Source organism: Micromonospora sp. ATLC20, assembly GCF_057196585.1.
Genome location: NZ_JBXUOV010000021.1, coordinates 1 through 17459, shown reverse-complemented (window position 1 = coordinate 17459; position 17459 = coordinate 1). Strand labels below are relative to the sequence as shown.

Here is a 17459-nt window from a genome sequence, read left to right as displayed (position 1 = left end):
AGCTTTCAGTATGTACGGGACAGGTTGACGGCGGATGCCTCGCTGTTGACGATCCGTGCCGGTTCCAGGTGACGAGCCCGGTACGCCTGGGGTGTCTCACCCTGCGCGGCCCGGAAGACCCGGCTGAAGTGCGCCTTGTCGCGGAAACCCCAGCGGGCGGCGATGACCTGGATCGAGCGGTCGCTCAGCGCCGGGTCGGCCAGGTCGCGGCGGCACCGGGCCAGTCGCTCGTCCCTGATGTACGCGGCCACAGTGGTCTCCTCGTCCTCGAAGAGCCGGTGCAGCGAGCGCACCGAGATGTGGTGCGCGTCGGCGATTGCGCCCGGGTCCAGCGAGGCGTCACCGAGGTGCTGGCGCACGTACGCGCGCACCTGGGCCTGGAGGGCGCGGCGCCGGACCTCGGTGGGCACCTCGTCCTCGGACACCAGGTTGCGGCCGAGCAGCGTGGCGATCAGGTCGAGCCCGACGGCGCCGAGCCGCTCCGCGTCGGCCGCGTGGTACTGCTCGGGGTGGGCGGTGATCCGGATGAGGAAGTCGGCGACCAGCCCGCCGACGCCCTCGGAGCCGGACATCCGGCCGGCGAACAGGGGAGCGAGCCGGCGGGGCGGCAACGGCAGCGCGTCGTACGGCATCAGCGCCACGATCGAGCGGGCGTACGCCGGCCCGGCGGTGTCGGCGTGGTGGCTGACCTCGTGCGGGCGGGAGCAGTCGTAGAAGGTGAGGTCGCCGGGGCGGCAGCAGGCGCGCTGCCCCGCCTGGTCGGCCTGGCTGGTCCCGGTGAGCGTCAGCGCCAGCAGGTAGTAGTCGGGGTCGGAGCGCTGGATCAGCTTCGAGGTGCGCACGCAGTCCACCGACGGGTAGCGGTAGCGGATGAGCTGCATCCGGCCCAGGTCGATGAACTCGGCCCGGGCGACGAAGTCGTCGGCGTGCGCGCTGTGCACCCGCAGCGGCGTCGGCGTGCCCGCCATCATGTCCAGCCACATGCCGAACCGCTCCGGCGGCGGCAGCGCCTCCGTGTCGAACACCTGACGTCGCAGCTTCCCGTCCATCAACGACCCCCGTGGCTCACCACTCCTGCTCTAAGCAGGACGCCCCACGGGGTCGAAAAGCGACACCCGTGGGGCGTGACGTCCGTCATTGACGGATCTGTGAGCCTTCTGTTAGGAGTCCGTTCAGTCGTTCAGCACCTGGGACAGCCGGTCCCGGAAACGGCGCTCGGAATCGGTCACCGCGTCGCCGCCCAGACCCAGGATGCCGCCGGTGGAGGCCGCCCCCACCACCTGCTCGGCGATCTCCACCAGCCAGTGCCGGTACGCCCCGGCCTGCCCCTCGTCCACCCGCGCGGTGAGCAGCGCGGACGCCTGCCCGGCCCGGGCCAGCACGTCCTCGATCATCGCCTTCGGGTCCTGCGGCGTGATCACCGGCAGTTCCGCACCGGTCTCCGGGTCGCCCACCCGGTCGACGACCTCACCGGCCACCGCGGCGACCAGCGGACTGGCCGACTCGCGGCCGGCCGCGATGGTCTCCAGCCCGGCGGCGTTCTCCGCCATGGTGCGGCGGGTGCCGTCGGACTCGGCGGCGGCCGCCGCGGTGAGGACCGACTGCGGCAGCCCCACCAGCAGCCCCCACTCCTCGTCGGAGACGCCGAACCGGGTGTACGCCGGCTGCTCGATCACGATCAGGCCCCTTTCGCCGTGGTCGTCGTTGTCGACGGGCGCCCCCGCGGCGCCCGGGTCAGGCTAGTCCAGCTCCAGCAGGCCCTGTTCGGACACCACGCGCACGGACAGCGTCTTGTAGCCCACCTCGTCGAAGAGCACAGTCATCCGGTCCTCCTCGTAGCTGAGCACCAGGCCGGCGCCCCACTCCGGGTGGCGGACCTGGCTGTGCACCGGGAACGGACCGACCGCGCCGTCACCGGCGACGCTGGTGCCCGCGTGGCAGTTGTCGCAGTGCCCGCAGACCTCGGTCATCTGCTCACCGAAGTACGCCAGCAGGGCCTGGCCCCGGCAGCCGGTGGTCTCGGCGAACGCGCGCATCATGTCGGTACGCGACCGGGTCACCGTCTGCTGCCGTTCCGCCTCGGCCAGCGCGGCCCGGCCCGACTCGGCGGCCGCCGGGGCGTACCGGGGCGCGCCGATGCGCTGCTTGGCGCGTGGCTCGGCGGCGCCGACCTGCTCCAGCAGGGACAGGTACTGACCCAGCTTGCGCGGACCGAGACCGGTCAGCTCGCGCAGCTCCTTGCGGTTGCGGGCCTTTCCGCGCAGCACCGCGGCGAGTTCGGTCAGTTCCTTGGAGTCCGGCAGGCCGCCGCTGAAGTAGCGCTGGAGGCCGACGTCCTCGGCGCGCCACAGCAGCAGCACCCGGGCCGGCGAGCCGTCGCGACCGGCCCGGCCGATCTCCTGGAAGTAGCTGTCCGGCGAGTCGGGCAGCGCCATGTGCACCACCCAGGCGATGTTCGGCTTGTCGATGCCCATGCCGAACGCGGACGTGGCGACCATGATCGGCACCCGGTCGGCGAGGAACGCCTCGTGCAGCTCGTGCCGGGCCGCGGTGGGCATGCCGCCGTGGTAGAACTCGGCCGGGAAGCCGGCGCCGGTGAGTCGCTCGGCCAGTTCCTCGGCCGCCCGCCGGGTCGGCACGTAGATGATGCCGGGCCGCTCGTCGTCGCGCAGCAGCGCGATCAGCCGCCGCCACCGGTAGTCGTCGGTCGGGCAGTGGGCCACCTCCAGGAAGAGGTTGGGCCGGTCCAGACCGGAGACCACCACCTCCGGCTCGCGCAGCCGCAGCCGGGCGATGATGTCGTCGCGTACCGGCGGGGAGGCGGTCGCGGTGAGCGCCACCACCGGCGGGCGGCCCAGGCCGTCGATCAGGTGACCGAGCGCCAGATAGTCCGGCCGGAAGTCGTGGCCCCACGCGGAGATGCAGTGCGCCTCGTCGATCGCCACCAGCGCCGGCTTCAGCTCGCGGACCTCGGCGAGCCGGTCCGGGTTGCTCAGCGCCTCCGGCGTGATGAACAGGAACTCCGCGCGCCCGGCCCGGATGTCCTCGATCGCCTCGGCCTGCTGGGCGGCGCTCTCGTCCGAGCTGATCCGCACCGCGCGCAGCTCCGGGCGCTGTCGTTCGTTGAGTGCGGCGATCTGGTCCTGCTGCAACGCCAGCAGCGGGGAGATCACCACCGTCGGGCCGGGGATCAGGCTGGCCGGGATCTGGTAGATCGCCGACTTGCCGGCGCCGGTGGGCAGCACCACGAGGGCGTCGCGGCGCTTCATCACGGCGCGCATGGCGGCGAGCTGGTTGGGCCGCAGCGCGGTCCAGCCGAACAGGTTCCGCGCCGCCCGGCGCAGGCTGGAGGAGTGCGTGGTCAGTTTCATCAAGCGCCTCAGCTACCCCTGGCGACCCCGCGCGAAACCGGCACCGCCGCTCACCGCCCGGTGCGGATCAGCGGCGGAACATGGCCCGGATCGCGATCAGCAGGAACAGGCCGCCGACCACCAGGCCGAGCAGGCGTACGCCGGGGATGTCGGCGGCGCTGGTGGCGTCGGCGAGCGGCAGAGCGGACATGTGGGAACTCTCCCACGCGAGGTCCGGGGGCGCCAGCGGCTAACAGTAAGGATTGTTGACTATTTAGCGGTGCGGTGTGACCATGTCAGCACCCGCCGGCCCCGGCGGGTCCGTGGGGGAGACGGGGGTACGACAGCACATGAGCGAGCGGACCGAGGGATCGACCGGAGACCTGGCGGCGCTCGCCGCCGCCGTCCTGCAACCGGGGTTCGTCGGCACCACACCGCCGCCGTGGGTGTGCCGCTGGCTCGGCGAGGGCCTCGGCTCGGTGGTCCTGTTCGCCCGCAACGTCGTCGACCACGAGCAGGTCGCCACGCTCACCGCGACCCTGCGCGCCGAGCGGCCGGACGTCATCGTGGCGATCGACGAGGAGGCCGGCGACGTCACCCGGATCGAGTCCGCCCGGGGCAGTTCCCGTCCCGGCAACTACGCGCTCGGCGCTGTCGACGACCCGGCGCTGACCGAGGAGGTCGCCCGCGACCTCGGCGCCGAACTCGCGGCCGTCGGCGTCACGCTGGACTACGCCCCGGACGCCGACGTCAACTCCAACCCGGCCAACCCGGTCATCGGGGTGCGCTCCTTCGGCGCCGACCCGGAGCTGGTCGCCCGGCACACCGCCGCCTGGGTACGCGGCCTCCAGGCCGGCGGCGTCGCCGCCTGCGCCAAGCACTTCCCCGGGCACGGCGACACCCGGGTCGACTCGCACCACGACCTGCCCCGCATCGGCGGCGACCGGGCCCGGCTCGACGCGGTCGAGCTGGCCCCGTTCCGCGCCGCCGTGGCCGCCGGGGTGCAGGCGGTGATGACCGGCCACCTGCTGGTGCCGGCGCTGGACCCGGAACTGCCCGCCACGCTCAGCCCGCGCGTGCTCGGCGGCCTGCTGCGCGAGGAGATGGGCTTCGGCGGCGTGGTGGTCACCGACGCGGTCGAGATGCGCGCGGTGGCCGACCGGTACGGCTTCACCGGCGCCGCGGTGCGCGCGCTCGTGGCCGGCGCGGACGCGATCTGCGTGGGCGGGGAACGGGCCACCGAGGCCGACGCCCGCGAGCTGCGTGACGCGATCGTGGCGGCGGTGATCAGCGGGGAACTGCCCGAGGAGCGGCTCGCCGAGGCGGCCAAGCGGGTCGGTCAGCTCGCCGCGTGGAGCGTCGCCGCCCGCGCCCGCCGGATCGCCGGCCCGCCTTCGGCCGACGGCTCACCGATCGGGCTCGCCGCCGCCCGCCGGGCGGTACGGGTCACCGGCGACGCCGCGCTGCTGCCGCTGGCCGGTCCGGCGCACGTGGTGGAGTTCGCGCCGCCGCGCAACATCGCCATCGGCGAGGAGACGCCGTGGGGCGTCGCCGTGCCGCTGGCGCACCTGGCGCCCGGCACCACCACCGCCCGCTACGCCGCCGACGCCGTACCGGCCGACCCGGGCGCGACGCCGGCCGGGCGGCCGCTGGTGCTCGTGGTGCGCGACCTGCACCGGCACGACTGGATGCGGGACGCGGTACGCCGGGCGCTGGCCGTACGCCCCGACGCGGTGGTGGTCGAGCTGGGCGTGCCCGAGCTGGTCACCGGCGCGGTGCACCTGGCCACCCACGGCGCCACCGCCGCGGCGGCGCGGGCCGCCGCCGAGGTGCTGACCGGGGCACGCTGACTCCCGGTCCGGCCGGGTGGGGAGGTCCCCCGGCCGGGCCGGGCCTCACGGCTTGCCGGCCACCAGGTCGGCGTACTCCGGGTGGCGCTCGATGAACGAGGCCACGAACGGGCACTGCGGCACGATCCGGCCGCCCCGGGCGCGGACCTGGTCCAGCGCGCCCCGGACCAGCGCGGCCCCGACGCCCTGACCCTGGAACCGGTCGTCGACCTCGGTGTGCGTGAACACGAGCGTCTCGCCCCGGGGCGTGTACGCGGTGAACCCGGCCAGCGCGTCGTCCACCAGGATCTCGAAGCGACGCTCGGCGGTGTTCTCCTCGACCAGAAAACTCACCGGATCATTCTCCCTCCGGGCCCGGCCAGCCGGTCCAGTTCGGCCAGCAGCCGGTCCACCTCGTCGACGGTGTTGTAGTGGTATACGCTCGCCCGCACGGCCCCGCCGCTGTCCCGCAGGCCCATGCCCTCGAAGTACTCGTAGGCGTAGTAGTCGCCGTGCGACAGGCACAGGCCCGCCGTGCCCAGCGCCGCCGCGGTCTGCGCCGGGCTCGCTCCGGCCACCCGGAACGACACCGTCGGGCAGCGCCGGGCGGGTGCGCCGTACACGGTCACGAACCGGCGGTCGGCCAGCCCGGCGAGCAACCGGTCGAAGACCGCCTCCTCGTGCGCCTGCGCGGCGGCCAGCCCGGCGCGTACCCGCTCCCGCCGGTCGCCGGTCGCCTCCGGGTCCAGGCCGGCCAGGTGGTCCACCGCGGCGGTCACCCCGGCCAGCAGCGGGAAGCTCGGCGTGCCGTACTCGAACCGGTCCGGCACCGCGTCGGCGGAGGGCACGAGCTTCGCCGGGCGCAGCGCCTCCCACCGCGCCGGGTCGGCGACCATCGCCGCCAGGTGCGGCCCCGACCACTTGTACGCGCTGGTCACCAGGAAGTCCGCGCCGAGCGAGGCCAGGTCGGTCGGGCCGTGCGGCACCGAGTGCACGCCGTCCACGCACACCAGCGCGCCGGCGGCGTGCGCGGTCTTGGCGATCGCCGCCACGTCCGGCACGGTGCCGATCGCGTTGCTGCCGGCGGTCACCGCGACCAGCCGGGTCCGCTCGGTGACCAGGTCGGCGTACTGGCCGGCGGGCAGCTCACCGGTCGCCGGGTCGAACTCGGCCCAGCGCACCGTGGCGCCGGACGCCTGCGCGGCCTGCACCCACGGGCGGACGTTCGCGTCGTGGTCCAGCCGGGAGACGACCACCTCGTCGCCCGGACGCCAGCCGGCGCCGAGCGTCCGGGCCAGCGTGTACGTCAGCGCTGTGGCGCTCGGCCCGAGCACCACGCCCGACGGCTGCGCGCCGAGCAGGTCGGCGACCGCCGCCCGCGCCCCGGCGACCAGGTCCAGCGCCCGGCGGCCGGGCAGGAAGGCGGTGCTGCGGTTGCCAGTCGCGGCGCGCATCGCCCCGGCCACCGCCTCGACGACGGCGGCGGCGGTCTGGGTGCCCCCGGCGCCGTCGAAGTGGGCGAATCCCTCGCTCAGGGCAGGGTAGGCGGCCCGGACCCGGGCGACGTCGAAAGCCATTCCGGCACCCTAGCGCGCACCCCGGACGCCCCGCCCGCGTGGCCGTCCCGCGCTCGCCCGCGAGGCCGCTGTGGCGTTCGCCGCCTATCCTTGGGCGGGTGACGATCCGACGCGCCACCTCCGCCCCCGCCCGCCGCGCCGCCGGTCTGCTCGCCGGTCTCGCCCTCGGCGCCGCACTGCTCGCCGGATGCAGTTCCGAAGGTGCCGAGACCGACTGCGGTCTGGACGCCTGCACGATCACCTTCGACCGTGGCGTGGAGGCCAGCGCCCGGATCCTCGGCGTCGAGGCGAAGCTGATCGGTGCCCAGGGCGACCAGGTGACCGTCGAGGTCGCCGGGGAACAGCTCTCGCTCACCGTGGGCCAGCAGGCCACCGAGGTCGCCGGCTTCCAGGTCAGCCTGGACAGCGTCGACGATCAGCAGGTGGTGGTGCGGGTCGCCCGCGACCTGAGCGCCTGATCCGTTTCGGCCGTCCCGGCGGGCGGCGACGTTTGGAAAATCGCCCGCCGGGAGATTGAGGGCTCATGTCTCTCACCCGGAACGCCGGAGCCACCGCCGCCCAGGCTCGAAACAGCCGGTGGCTCGAACTGTTGACCCGTGGCGGCTTCATCGGATATGGAATCGTGCACCTGCTCCTCGCCTGGCTGGCGCTGCAGATCGCCTTCGGGAACTCGGGCGAGGAGGGTAACCAGAACGGCGCGCTGCGCACCCTCGGTGAACAGCCGCTCGGGAAGTTCCTCCTGATCGCGATGGCGGTCGGCCTGTTCGCCATGGCGATCTGGCAGGCCTTCGAGGCGATCTCCGGCCACGTGTCCAGGACCGGCAAGGAACGACTGTTCGAACGGATCGCCTCGGTGGTCCGGGTCGTCGTGTTCGTCTGGCTGGGCTGGACCGCGATCAAGGTCTTCCAGGACGCCAGCTCCAACGCCTCGGACCAGCAGCAGCAGCTCTCCGAGAAGCTGATGGCCTCCGACGGCGGCCGGTGGCTGGTCGGGCTGGCCGGGCTCGCGCTCGCCGCGCTCGGCGTCGGCATGGTGATCTACGGCCTGAAGAAGAAGTTCGAGCGCAACCTCAAGACCGGCGAGATGAGCCCGAAGACCCGCCAGCTCACCCGTCGGCTCGGCATGGCCGGGTACGCCTCCCGGGGCGCCGTGTTCGCCGTCGCCGGCGTGCTTGTCGTCGTCGCCGCGGTGAACTACGACCCGGAGAAGGCGCGTGGCCTCGACGCCGCCCTGCGGACGCTGCGCGACCAGTCGTACGGGCCGTGGCTGCTGGCGCTCATGGCGCTCGGCATCGCCGCGTTCGGTGTCTACTGCTTCTTCCAGTCCCGGTACCGCAAGGTCTGATCCTGGTCGATACCCGGGCCGCCGGGCACCATTGGGCCTTTGCCCGATTCCCGCCCGGTCGGAGGGAGAGAGAGTTCGTGCAGAGTTACGTCGTGACAGTCGCCGCCGCGCTCGCCGCGGCGGCGATCGCGTTGGTGCTGGCCCAGGTGGTGCACCGCGTCATCCGCCGCCTCGGCCGCCGCTCGCTGCTGATGACTGAGCTGACCGAGCACGCGCACCGCGCGTTCCAGCTCGCCCTCACCGTGGCCGCGGTGCAGTTCGCGGTCCGGTTCACCACCGCGTACGCGGTCGGCAGCCCGTGGCGGCAGTTCGTCCTGCACACGCTGGTGCTCGCGACGATCGCCGCCACCGCCTGGCTGGTGGCCTCGCTGCTGGTGGTGGCGGAGGACACCGCGCTGGCCCGGTTCCGGGTCGACGTGCCGAACAACAGGCACGCCCGCCGGGTGCGGACCCAGGTGGTGCTGCTGCGCCGGCTGACCATCGCGGTGATCGTGATCCTCACGGTCGGCGTGATGCTGATGACGTTCCCGGCCGTACGCGGGGTCGGCGCCGGTGTGCTGACCTCCGCCGGTGTGATCGCCGCGGTCGCCGCGCTGGCCGCGCAGAGCCTGCTCGCCAACGTCTTCGCCGGTCTCCAGCTCGCGTTCAGCGACGCGGTACGCCTGGACGACGTGGTGGTGGTCGAGGGGGAGTGGGGCCGGATCGAGGAGCTGACGCTCAGCTACGTGGTGGTGCAGGTCTGGGACGACCGCCGGCTGATCCTGCCCACCTCGTACTTCACCAGCCGGCCGTTCCAGAACTGGACCCGGACCGAGGCGGCGGTGCTCGGCACCGCCGAGTTCGAGCTGGACTGGGCCGTCCCGGTGCAGGCGATGCGGGAGGAGCTGCGCCGCCTGTGCGAGGGCACCGAGCTGTGGGACGGCCGGGTCTGCGTGCTCCAGGTGACCGATGCGACGGGCGGCATGGTCAAGGTCCGCGCGCTGGTCAGCGCCGCCGACGCGGGCAGCCTGTGGGATCTGCGGTGCCTGGTCCGCGAGCACCTGGTGACCTGGGTACGCGACCAGCGCCCGACCGCCCTGCCCCGGCTGCGCGCCGAGGTGGGCGACACCGCCGGCCCGCTGCCCTGGCAGGCGGTGCCGCCCCGCCGCCCGGTCCGCCGCGCGGTCGACACCGAGGCGCCCGACGACGCGCGTGTCTTCGGCGGCAGCGACGACGGCGAGGCCCGCAGTGAGGCGTTCGTGGGCCGGGAGGAGCACGCCGAGGCGCGTCGCTGATCCCGTACCCGATCGGAGCCCCGGGCCGCCCACGGCGCCGGGGGTTCCCGCGTCCGGGCGGCTTTGCGGCCGGACGGGTTTGGCCGGGCGGTTGCGGGGGACGTGGTGCGCACGCCCCGGATCCGGTGCCCGGCACCCGATCCCGGCGGCGCGTGGCCGGGCGGACCGGCTGCTCCGCGCAGGATTGACGGGCGGCGACTCCGGGCATACAGCGCGGTGATGACGAAAGGAGGACAGCATGGCTGACGTCGCGAGTCGCAGCACGTCGCGGACCGGGAGCGAGCCGTCCACCGCCGAACTGGTACAGCGCGCCACCGAGCAGGTCACCCGCCTGGTGCGGGACGAACTGGCCCTGGCCCGCGCGGAGCTGACCCAGAAGGGCAAGCACGCCGGGATCGGGATCGGTCTGTTCGGCGGCGGCGGGGTAATGGCGCTCTACGGCGCGGGCGCCCTGGTCGCCACCGTGATCCTGCTGCTGGCGCTTGTCATGCCGGCGTGGCTGGCCGCCCTGATCGTGGCGGTGGCGCTGTTCCTGCTCGCCGGGATCCTGGCGCTGGTGGGCAAGAAGCAGGTCAGCCGTGCCGTCCCGCCGGTGCCTGAGGCGGCGGTCCGCAGCGTGCGGGCGGACGTCGACACGGTCACCGCCGCGGTGAAGGACGGGAGGCGGGCATGACCGGTAACGGGACCGGGGACGTGGCGGCGCTCCGGGAGGAGATCCGCCGGACCCGGGTGGAGCTCGGTGAGACGATGGAGCTGCTCGCGGCCAGGGCCGATCCGAAGGCGCTGGTGCGGCACTCCGCCGAGGCGGCGAAGGCGCGGATGCGCGAGCAGGCGTCGCTGACCGCGGCCCGGGTGCGCGGGCGGGCGGCCCAGCGGGCCCGGCTGGTCCGGGCGCAGGCGTACGAGAAGGGTGAGGCGGTCGGGCGCAACCCGTTGCCGTGGGCGGCGATCGCGGCCGGCGCGCTGGTGACCGCCGTGGTGTTGGTGATCGTCCGAGGGAGGCGCAGGTGAGCGGCAGGGTCGGCAAGGCGGCGTACAAGCCGGTGGGGGTGCTGCTCGGCCTGGCCGCCGGTGCTGTCGCCGGGGCGATCTTCCGTCAGGTCTGGAAGGTGACGGCGGGCGACGGCGAGGCGCCGAGCGCCACCGACGAGGACCGCCGCTGGGGCGAGGTGCTGGCCGCCGCGGCCCTGCAGGGGGCCATCTTCTCGGTGGTGCGGGCCGCCGTCGACCGGGGCGGGGCGGTGGGTGTACGCCGGCTGACCGGTCGCTGGCCGGACTGACGAAAAGGCCGGAAAGGCCCCTTTCCCGAGCGCGGGGAGGGGGCCTTTCGCATGGCTCCGGCGGGGCCGCGCAGCGCCGTCCGCGCGACCTTCAGGTCACATGTCGGAGAATTTCGTCCGCTAGGCTGTGCGAAGTTTTTGCGTACGTGGTTTGCTTTCTCACGCTGTTGAGAGACGCGTGGGTTGAGAGAAGTCTCCTGCATTGGGGGCCGCCTCAGGCACCGCTGCTCGAAAACGGCCAATCGGCCGCACGGCGTGCTCGGCCGCCAGTTTTAGAAGGAGATACACATGGCGCAGGGAACCGTGAAGTGGTTCAACGCTGACAAGGGCTTCGGCTTCATCACCGTCGACGGCGGGGGTGCTGACGTGTTCGTCCACTTCTCGGCCATCCAGACCAGCGGCTACCGCACGCTGGAGGAGAACCAGCGGGTGGAGTTCGAGATCGCCCAGGGTCAGAAGGGTCCGCAGGCCGAGCAGGTCCGCCCCATCTGAGCTGACCGCACCGGCCGCGCCGGCCGGTGCCGGAAGCCCCGCATCCCGTACGGGAGGCGGGGCTTCGCCTTGCCGCGCCTCAGCGGCGTCGCGCCCGCATGCCCCACCAGAGCCCGGCCAGTCCGAACAGGACCAGCACCGGGCCGACCATCGCCCAGATCCGCTGGTCGCTCATGACGCTGCCCTCGACGTAGCCGAGGCCGAGCACCGTCCACAACGCACCGATCACCACGGCGAGCAGCCCCAGGGTGAGCCGGAACCAACCCCTCATCGTTCCCCCTCCGACGACAGTCCCGCTTCAGCATGCCTGCCGCCGGCGCCCGGCGACGCCGCGCCGCGCGGCCGGTTCACCACCGGTCGTGCACCTGCGGGCGGATCAGCTCGTCGTATGTGGCCCGCACCGCGGCCAGCTCCACCTCGGTCAGTGCCGGCTGCCCGGCCGCCTCGGCGTTGCGCCGTGCCTGCTCGGGGGAGCGGGCGCCGGGGATCACCACGGTCACGCCGGGCTGGTCGAGGACCCACCGCAGCGCGAACTGCGCCATCGTGCGGTCGTCGCCGACCAGCGGCGCGAGCCGGCGTACCGCCTCCAGGCCGCTGTCGTAGTCCACGCCGGAGAACGTCTCGCCGACGTCGAACGACTCGCCGTGCCGGTTGAACGTGCGGTGGTCGTTCGCCGGGAAGGTGGTGTTCTCGTCGTACCGCCCGGAGAGCAGGCCGCTGGCCAGCGGCACCCGGGCGATGATCCCGACCCCGGCGGCAGCGGCGGCGGGCAGCACCCGCTCCAGCGGCTTGTGCCGGATCGCGTTGAGGATGATCTGCACGCTCGCCACACCGGGCCGGGCGATGGCGGTGAGCGCCTGGTCGCAGGTCTCCACGCTGACGCCGTACCCGGCCACGCGGCCCTCGGCGACGAGCGTGTCGAGCGCGTCGAAGACCCGGTCGTCGGCGAAGACGGCAGTGGGTGGGCAGTGCAGCTGCACCAGGTCGAGCGTGTCGACGCCGAGGTTGGCCCGGGACCGGTCGGTCCAGGCCCGGAAGTTGTCCAGGGTGTACGCCTCGGGCGTCTGCTCCACCCGGCGGCCCATCTTGGTGGCGACGGTGAGCCCGTGCCCGGGGCGGGCGCGCAGGAACCGGCCGATCAGGGCCTCGCTGCGGCCGTCGCCGTACACGTCGGCGGTGTCCAGGAAGGTGACGCCCGCGTCGACGGCGGTGGCCAGGACGGCGAGCGCCGCGTCCTCGCTGACCTCGCCCCAGTCCGCGCCGAGCTGCCACGCGCCGAGTCCGATGATGCCGACGTGCCGGCCGAGCCGGTCGAAGCTGCGCTGTTCCACCCGGTCGAGCCTAGTGAGCGGCTTGCCGTGGCGCGCGCCGGGCCGTACCGTCTAACAAGACGTACGTACGGTTTGGAGGCTGTCATGTGGGATCCGCGCACCTACCTGCGCTACGGCGACGAGCGCTCCCGGCCGTTCCACGACCTGCTGGCCCGCGTCGGCGCCGAGCACCCGCGCGCCGTGGTCGACCTCGGCTGCGGCCCCGGCACCCTCACCGCCACGCTCGCCGCCCGCTGGCCCGGCAGCCGAGTCACCGGCCTGGACTCCTCCCCGGAGATGATCGCCCGGGCGGCCGCCGAGGGCGGACCGGTCGGCTACGCGGTCGCCGACGTCCGCGACTGGCGGCCGGAGTCCGACGTGGACGTGCTGGTCGGCAACGCCGTGCTCCAGTGGGTGCCGGAACACCGCGACCTGCTCCGCCGCTGGGCGGGCGCGCTGCCGGCCGGCGCCTGGCTGGCGTTCCAGGTACCCGGCAACTTCGACGCACCGTCACACCGGCTGCTGCGCTCGGTCGCCGCGCAGGACCGGTGGCGCGACGCGCTCGCCGGGAAGCTGCGCGAGGCCCCCGTCGACGAGCCGGTCGGGTACGCCACGCTGCTGACCGACGCGGGCTGCGCGGTCGACGCCTGGGAGACTACGTACGTGCATCTGCTGCCCGCCTCCGGCGCCGACCACCCGGTGCTGGCCTGGATGGAGGGCACCGCGCTGCGCCCGGTCCGCGCCGCGCTGGACGCCGCCGGCTGGGCCGCCTTCCGCGCCGAGCTGGGGGTACGGCTCGCGCAGGCGTACCCGGTGCGGCAGGGTCAGGTGTACTTCCCGTTCCGCCGGATCTTCATGGTGGCCCGCACCGGCGCCCGCGCAGAGGAGAACTCGTGACCGACCTGCCCACCTTCATCGCCGGACTGCCAAAGGTGGAGCTGCACGTGCACCACGTCGGCTCGGCCTCGCCCCGGATCGTCGCCGAGCTGGCCGCCCGGCACGAGGGGCGCAGCCCCGTCCCGGCCGACCCGGAGGCGCTCGCCGACTACTTCGCGTTCCGCGACTTCGCCCACTTCATCGAGGTCTACCTCAGCGTGGTGGACCTCATCCGCGACGCCGACGACGTCTGGCTGCTCACCCACGAGGTCGCCCGGGAACTGGCCCGCCAGCAGGTCCGCTACGCCGAGCTGACCGTCACGCCGTACTCGCACGTCAACCGCGGCATCCCGGCGCCGGCGTTCTGCGAGGCGATCGAGGACGCCCGCAAGCGCGCCGAGGCCGACTTCGGCATCGCGTTGCGCTGGTGCTTCGACATCCCCGGCGAGGCCGGCCTGCCCGCCGCCGAGCAGACGCTGCGGATCGCGCTCGACGAACGACCCGACGGGCTGGTCAGCTTCGGCCTCGGTGGCCCCGAGATCGGGGTGCCCCGGCCGCAGTTCAAGCCCTGGTTCGACCAGGCGCGGGCCGCCGGGCTGCGCTCGGTGCCGCACGCCGGCGAGACCACCGGCCCGGAGACGATCTGGGACGCGCTGCGCGAGCTGGGCGCCGAGCGGATCGGCCACGGCATCTCCGCCGCGCAGGACCCGGCGCTGCTGACCTACCTCGCCGAGCGGCGGATCCCGCTGGAGATCTCCCCGACGTCCAACGTGCGCACCCGGGCCGTGCCCAGCCTGGACGCGCACCCGCTGCCCCGGATCGTCGAGGCCGGCGTGCCGGTCAGCATCAACTCCGACGACCCGCCGATGTTCGGCACCACGCTCAACGACGAGTACGCGGTGGCCGCCCGGCTGCTGCGGCTCGGCCCCGACGGGGTCGCCGCGCTGGCCCGCGACGCCGTGGCCGCCGCGTTCCTGACGCCGGCCGAGCAGGCCCGGATCACCGCCGAGATCGACGCGTACCTGGGGAGCGCGGCACGCTGAGCGGCCGTACCGGTGCCGGCCGCCGGGATCCCCGGGGCGGCCGGCGCCGCGCGGTCAGCAGCATCGCGGACAGCGCGAGCACGGTGAGCGCGACGGTGGGACCGGGAGCGGCGGGCGCGGGCCGGACGGGCCCGTGCGCGAGCACCGGGTCCTGCCAGACCGCGAGCGTGAGCGCGATGCCCAGGCCGATGACGGCGGCCCAGCGGAGCAGACGACTGACGGCCGGTGGCATGACGGTCACCTCGCGCCCGGGATCGACGGGAGAGCGCGCGCGACGGGAGCGAGGTGTGGGGGGACCGGACTCCCGCCGCGCGCATGATCCGTCGGCCGGAAGGTCTTACGGGGCGTCCCGGCCGACGGAACTGATGGGTTCTGTCAGCGATCCTGGCAGTTCACGCCGGTTTTCCGGCCGTCGTTAAACCACCTTTAAGGAGAACTTGCGCCCGTACACAGCCACGGGTCAGCGCGGGCGCGGCCAGCGCCGCCCGGCACGCGGCTCGCGGGCCTCCCGGGCCATCCGCCCGACCAGCCCGAACCGGTTCACCTGCCGGGGTGCCGCATCCGGGTCGGCCAGCAGCATCACCACGCTCGCCCCGCCGAGCCGGGCCCGGTCGATGCTCACCGAACCGTTCGCCTGCAACGCGACCCGCTTGGCGATGTCCAGCCCGAGCCCGGTCGAGCCCTTGTCGCTCTCACCCCGGCGCAGCGCCCGGTCCGGGTCGGCGATGCCCGGGCCGGCGTCGTCGATGCGGATCGCCACCCAGCCGTCCCGGCGGCTCACCGCCACCTCGAACGCGGTGCCCTGCGGCGTGTACCGGAACACGTTGCCGATCACCGCGTCCAGCGCGGCGGCCAGTTCGGCGCGGGGCACCGGCGCCGGGATGCGGAACTGCGCCCCGACCACCCGGTGCGGCCGGTTCTGGTCCCCGGCCAGCGCCGACCAGAAGACCATCCGGTCCCGGACCACCTCGCTCACGTCGCACGACGCCGGCGCCGACTCCTGGGCGACCGCCTTGCGGGTCGTCTTGATGAGCTGGTCGACCTCGCCCTCCAGCGTGACGATCGCCTGCCGGATCCGCCGGATGCCGCGTCGCCGGTCCAGCTCCGCCTCGCTGAACGTGCCGATGCTCGTGTCGTCGGACTCCAGCGCCTCGGCGTCCAGCCGCAGCGCGGTCAGCGGCGTACGGAGCCGGTGCGACAGGTCGGCGACCAGTTCGTGCTCGTCGGCACGCAGCGCCACCAGCCGTTCCGTCATCCGGTTGAACGCGTGCCCGGCCTCGGCCAGCTCACGCGGGCCGGTCGGCTCGACCCGTACCCCCAGCTCGCCGTCGCCCACCGCGAGCGCCGCCTTGACCAGATCGCCGGTGGCGTCCACGGCCCGTGCCGCCACCCGGTCGACCACGGCGACCGCCGCGCCGACAAGCGCCACGCCGATCGCGAACAGCAGCAGCCACCGCCCGCCGCCGCCGGAGTCGAGCACCTCGTCGGGGACGAACACCTCCACCACGGCGACCCGGTCACCGAGCACCACCGGGTCCAGCCGCAGCACCCCGCCGTCCACGTCGGTCACCACCGACTGCCGCTGCGCGGCGGCGTCGGCGAGCACCCGCGGGTCGGCGCGTCCGGCGGACTCGTCCGCGCCGATGCCGTGCACGACCGGCCGCATGGCCGGATCGTCGCCGGCGGCGGCGGCCACCGCCCGTTCGATGGTCGCGGTGTCGGTGCTGACCGCGAGCGCCCCGGTCACCAGCGCGGCCCGGCGGGCCGCGTCGGCCAGCTCCGCCTCCCGGGTCCGGTCGGCGAGGGTCAGCCCGAGCGGGATGAGGAAGGCGAGCGCGATCAGGCCGCACAGCCCCGCGGTGAGCCCGGCGAGGCTGAACCTCAGTCCGGCGCCACCAGCCGGAAGCCGACCCCCCGCACGGTGCGCAGGTAACGCGGCTTCGCCGCGGACTCGCCCATTTTGCGGCGGAGCCAGTACAGGTGAACGTCGATGGTCTGGTCCTCGCCGACCGATGGCTGCCGCCATACCTCCTCCAAGAGTTCCCGCCGGGACACTACCCGGCCGGGACGCGCGGCGAGATACGCCAGCAGGTCGAATTCCTTGCGGGTCAGCGCCAGCGCCTCCCCGTCCAGCACCGCGCTGCGCTCGCCCACGTCGACGCGCAGGCCGCCGACCGTGTGCACGGCAGGCGCGACGGTACGGCTGGCCCGGCCGGCCCGGCGCAGCACGGTGGTGATCCGGGCGTCCAGGTGCGCCCCGGTGAACGGCTTGACCATGTAGTCGTCCGCGCCGGCGCGCAGCAGCCGCACCACCGACTGCTCGTCGTCGCGGGCGGTGGCGATGATGATCGGCACGTCGGTGATGCCGCGCAGCATGCGCAGCGCGTCCGAGCCGTCCAGGTCGGGCAGACCGAGGTCGAGCACCACCAGGTCCGGTGTCTCCGCGGCGACCCGGCGCAGCGCGTCCAGCGCGGTGCCGACGGCGTGCACCGCGTGCCCCCGGTCGGTCAGCGACCGCAGCATGGCGCCGCGCACGACGTGGTCGTCTTCGACCAGCAGGACGGTTGCCACGTCAGCACCGTACTCGGCGTGGCAAGCCGGTCGCGTTGCGGCGGTCCGGGGAAGCGGGCAAGCTGGGACGGCGATGACGTTCACGCTCTTCCCCGACACCCGCCTCACGCTCGCCCGCGACGCGCTGGCCGGCCTGTCGGTGGGCGACGCCCTCGGCTCCCAGTTCTTCGTCCCCGGCCGGCACCCGGACGACCTCGCCGCCGGGCGGCTGCCCGAACCACCCTGGGAGTGGACCGACGACACCGAGATGGCGTGCTCGGTGGTGGCCGAGCTGGCCGCCGGCGGCCGCATCGACCGGGACCGGCTGGCGCTGGCGTTCGCGCAGCGCTGCGAGCCGTACCGGGGGTACGGGCCGGGCACGGTGACGGTGCTGCGGCTGATCCGCACCGGCACGCCCTGGCCGGTGGCCGCCGCGTCCGCGTTCGACGGGCAGGGCTCCTGCGGCAACGGCGCCGCGATGCGCGTCGCGCCGCTCGGCGCCTGGCACGCCGACTCCACCCGCCGCGCCGCCG

The 17459-nt window shown here is 74.1% G+C and carries 22 protein-coding genes; 11 read left to right on the top strand and 11 right to left on the bottom strand.

Translation table 11 applies throughout. The features are described from left to right. Nucleotides 1-5: 5 nt before the first annotated feature. The 4 genes from AC2CHG_RS07460 to AC2CHG_RS07445 all read right to left on the bottom strand — a co-directional run bounded on the left by AC2CHG_RS07460 (nucleotide 6) and on the right by AC2CHG_RS07445 (nucleotide 3561). Complete coding sequence (locus tag AC2CHG_RS07460) at nucleotides 6-1049, bottom strand: AraC-like ligand-binding domain-containing protein (protein WP_366619226.1); 1044 nt, start codon at nucleotides 1047-1049, stop codon at nucleotides 6-8. A 123-nt stretch (nucleotides 1050-1172) separates the two neighbouring features. Further along, nucleotides 1173-1676, bottom strand: coding sequence for a hypothetical protein (locus tag AC2CHG_RS07455; protein WP_135239346.1), 504 nt, complete (start codon nucleotides 1674-1676; stop codon nucleotides 1173-1175). Nucleotides 1677-1739: 63 nt separating this feature from the next. Next, complete coding sequence (locus AC2CHG_RS07450; protein ID WP_366619229.1) at nucleotides 1740-3371, bottom strand: RecQ family ATP-dependent DNA helicase; 1632 nt, start codon at nucleotides 3369-3371, stop codon at nucleotides 1740-1742. 67 nt (nucleotides 3372-3438) lie between these two features. Continuing rightward, a complete protein-coding gene (locus tag AC2CHG_RS07445) occupies nucleotides 3439-3561 on the bottom strand; it encodes a hypothetical protein (RefSeq protein WP_013285408.1) in 123 nt (40 codons plus the stop codon). A gap of 139 nt (nucleotides 3562-3700) precedes the next feature. Here AC2CHG_RS07445 and AC2CHG_RS07440 point away from each other — a divergent pair, with 139 nt between their 5' ends. Continuing rightward, complete coding sequence (locus AC2CHG_RS07440) at nucleotides 3701-5200, top strand: glycoside hydrolase family 3 protein (RefSeq protein ID WP_366619231.1); 1500 nt, start codon at nucleotides 3701-3703, stop codon at nucleotides 5198-5200. Nucleotides 5201-5245: 45 nt separating this feature from the next. Here the strand turns inward: AC2CHG_RS07440 and AC2CHG_RS07435 are convergent, their stop codons facing one another. Together AC2CHG_RS07435 and AC2CHG_RS07430 are read right to left on the bottom strand one after the other, a co-directional pair. Continuing rightward, a complete protein-coding gene (locus AC2CHG_RS07435; protein ID WP_366619233.1) occupies nucleotides 5246-5533 on the bottom strand; it encodes a GNAT family N-acetyltransferase in 288 nt (95 codons plus the stop codon). Beyond that, entirely contained in the window at nucleotides 5530-6756 is a 1227-nt protein-coding gene (locus tag AC2CHG_RS07430) for a cysteine desulfurase-like protein (protein WP_366619235.1), read from the bottom strand. Before AC2CHG_RS07430 ends, AC2CHG_RS07435 begins: the two co-directional genes overlap by 4 nt. Before the next feature lie 98 nt (nucleotides 6757-6854). Between AC2CHG_RS07430 and AC2CHG_RS07425 the strand changes: the two genes are divergently transcribed. The 7 genes from AC2CHG_RS07425 to AC2CHG_RS07395 all read left to right on the top strand — a co-directional run bounded on the left by AC2CHG_RS07425 (nucleotide 6855) and on the right by AC2CHG_RS07395 (nucleotide 11147). Next, a complete protein-coding gene (locus AC2CHG_RS07425) occupies nucleotides 6855-7214 on the top strand; it encodes a hypothetical protein (RefSeq protein ID WP_262012339.1) in 360 nt (119 codons plus the stop codon). A gap of 65 nt (nucleotides 7215-7279) precedes the next feature. Next, a complete protein-coding gene (locus AC2CHG_RS07420) occupies nucleotides 7280-8101 on the top strand; it encodes a DUF1206 domain-containing protein (protein ID WP_262012340.1) in 822 nt (273 codons plus the stop codon). 77 nt (nucleotides 8102-8178) lie between these two features. After that, the gene (locus AC2CHG_RS07415) at nucleotides 8179-9375 is read left to right on the top strand and encodes a mechanosensitive ion channel family protein (protein WP_366619237.1); all 1197 of its coding nucleotides are present in this window, start codon (nucleotides 8179-8181) and stop codon (nucleotides 9373-9375) included. A 238-nt stretch (nucleotides 9376-9613) separates the two neighbouring features. Continuing rightward, nucleotides 9614-10048, top strand: a complete 435-nt coding sequence (locus tag AC2CHG_RS07410; RefSeq protein WP_013474843.1) for a phage holin family protein — start codon at nucleotides 9614-9616, stop codon at nucleotides 10046-10048. Next, nucleotides 10045-10386 carry a DUF3618 domain-containing protein gene (locus tag AC2CHG_RS07405; protein ID WP_355507738.1) on the top strand — a complete coding sequence of 114 codons (342 nt, stop codon included), beginning with the start codon at nucleotides 10045-10047 and terminating at the stop codon, nucleotides 10384-10386. The genes AC2CHG_RS07410 and AC2CHG_RS07405 overlap by 4 nt, the downstream gene beginning before the upstream one ends. After that, entirely contained in the window at nucleotides 10383-10655 is a 273-nt protein-coding gene (locus AC2CHG_RS07400; protein ID WP_013285416.1) for a DUF4235 domain-containing protein, read from the top strand. Before AC2CHG_RS07405 ends, AC2CHG_RS07400 begins: the two co-directional genes overlap by 4 nt. A 288-nt stretch (nucleotides 10656-10943) precedes the next feature. Next, nucleotides 10944-11147: a cold-shock protein gene (locus AC2CHG_RS07395; protein ID WP_007075740.1), complete on the top strand. Its 204-nt coding sequence runs from the start codon at nucleotides 10944-10946 to the stop codon at nucleotides 11145-11147. Between the two features lie 79 nt (nucleotides 11148-11226). On the opposite strand, the gene AC2CHG_RS07390 is transcribed toward AC2CHG_RS07395, so the two are convergent. Together AC2CHG_RS07390 and AC2CHG_RS07385 are read right to left on the bottom strand one after the other, a co-directional pair. Beyond that, the gene (locus AC2CHG_RS07390; RefSeq protein ID WP_262012343.1) at nucleotides 11227-11418 is read right to left on the bottom strand and encodes a hypothetical protein; all 192 of its coding nucleotides are present in this window, start codon (nucleotides 11416-11418) and stop codon (nucleotides 11227-11229) included. Between the two features lie 76 nt (nucleotides 11419-11494). After that, complete coding sequence (locus AC2CHG_RS07385; RefSeq protein ID WP_262012344.1) at nucleotides 11495-12478, bottom strand: aldo/keto reductase; 984 nt, start codon at nucleotides 12476-12478, stop codon at nucleotides 11495-11497. Between the two features lie 84 nt (nucleotides 12479-12562). Between AC2CHG_RS07385 and AC2CHG_RS07380 the strand changes: the two genes are divergently transcribed. After that, nucleotides 12563-13354 carry a trans-aconitate 2-methyltransferase gene (locus tag AC2CHG_RS07380; RefSeq protein ID WP_484524419.1) on the top strand — a complete coding sequence of 264 codons (792 nt, stop codon included), beginning with the start codon at nucleotides 12563-12565 and terminating at the stop codon, nucleotides 13352-13354. Next, on the top strand, nucleotides 13351-14376 hold the full coding sequence (locus AC2CHG_RS07375; protein ID WP_194801027.1) for an adenosine deaminase: 1026 nt from the start codon (nucleotides 13351-13353) through the stop codon (nucleotides 14374-14376). The genes AC2CHG_RS07380 and AC2CHG_RS07375 overlap by 4 nt, the downstream gene beginning before the upstream one ends. Here AC2CHG_RS07375 and AC2CHG_RS07370 read toward each other — a convergent pair. The 3 genes from AC2CHG_RS07370 to AC2CHG_RS07360 form a co-directional block, all read right to left on the bottom strand. Beyond that, complete coding sequence (locus tag AC2CHG_RS07370) at nucleotides 14333-14608, bottom strand: hypothetical protein (protein ID WP_135239358.1); 276 nt, start codon at nucleotides 14606-14608, stop codon at nucleotides 14333-14335. The two genes, AC2CHG_RS07375 and AC2CHG_RS07370, sit on opposite strands and share 44 nt — an antisense overlap. A gap of 228 nt (nucleotides 14609-14836) precedes the next feature. Continuing rightward, nucleotides 14837-16228: a HAMP domain-containing sensor histidine kinase gene (locus AC2CHG_RS07365; protein WP_484524430.1), complete on the bottom strand. Its 1392-nt coding sequence runs from the start codon at nucleotides 16226-16228 to the stop codon at nucleotides 14837-14839. Nucleotides 16229-16257: 29 nt separating this feature from the next. Next, nucleotides 16258-16947, bottom strand: coding sequence for a response regulator transcription factor (locus AC2CHG_RS07360; protein WP_013285422.1), 690 nt, complete (start codon nucleotides 16945-16947; stop codon nucleotides 16258-16260). Between the two features lie 73 nt (nucleotides 16948-17020). On the opposite strand from AC2CHG_RS07360, the gene AC2CHG_RS07355 reads away from it, so the two are divergent. After that, on the top strand, nucleotides 17021-17459 hold a 439-nt coding region (locus AC2CHG_RS07355), incomplete at its 3' end, for an ADP-ribosylglycohydrolase family protein (protein ID WP_484524418.1).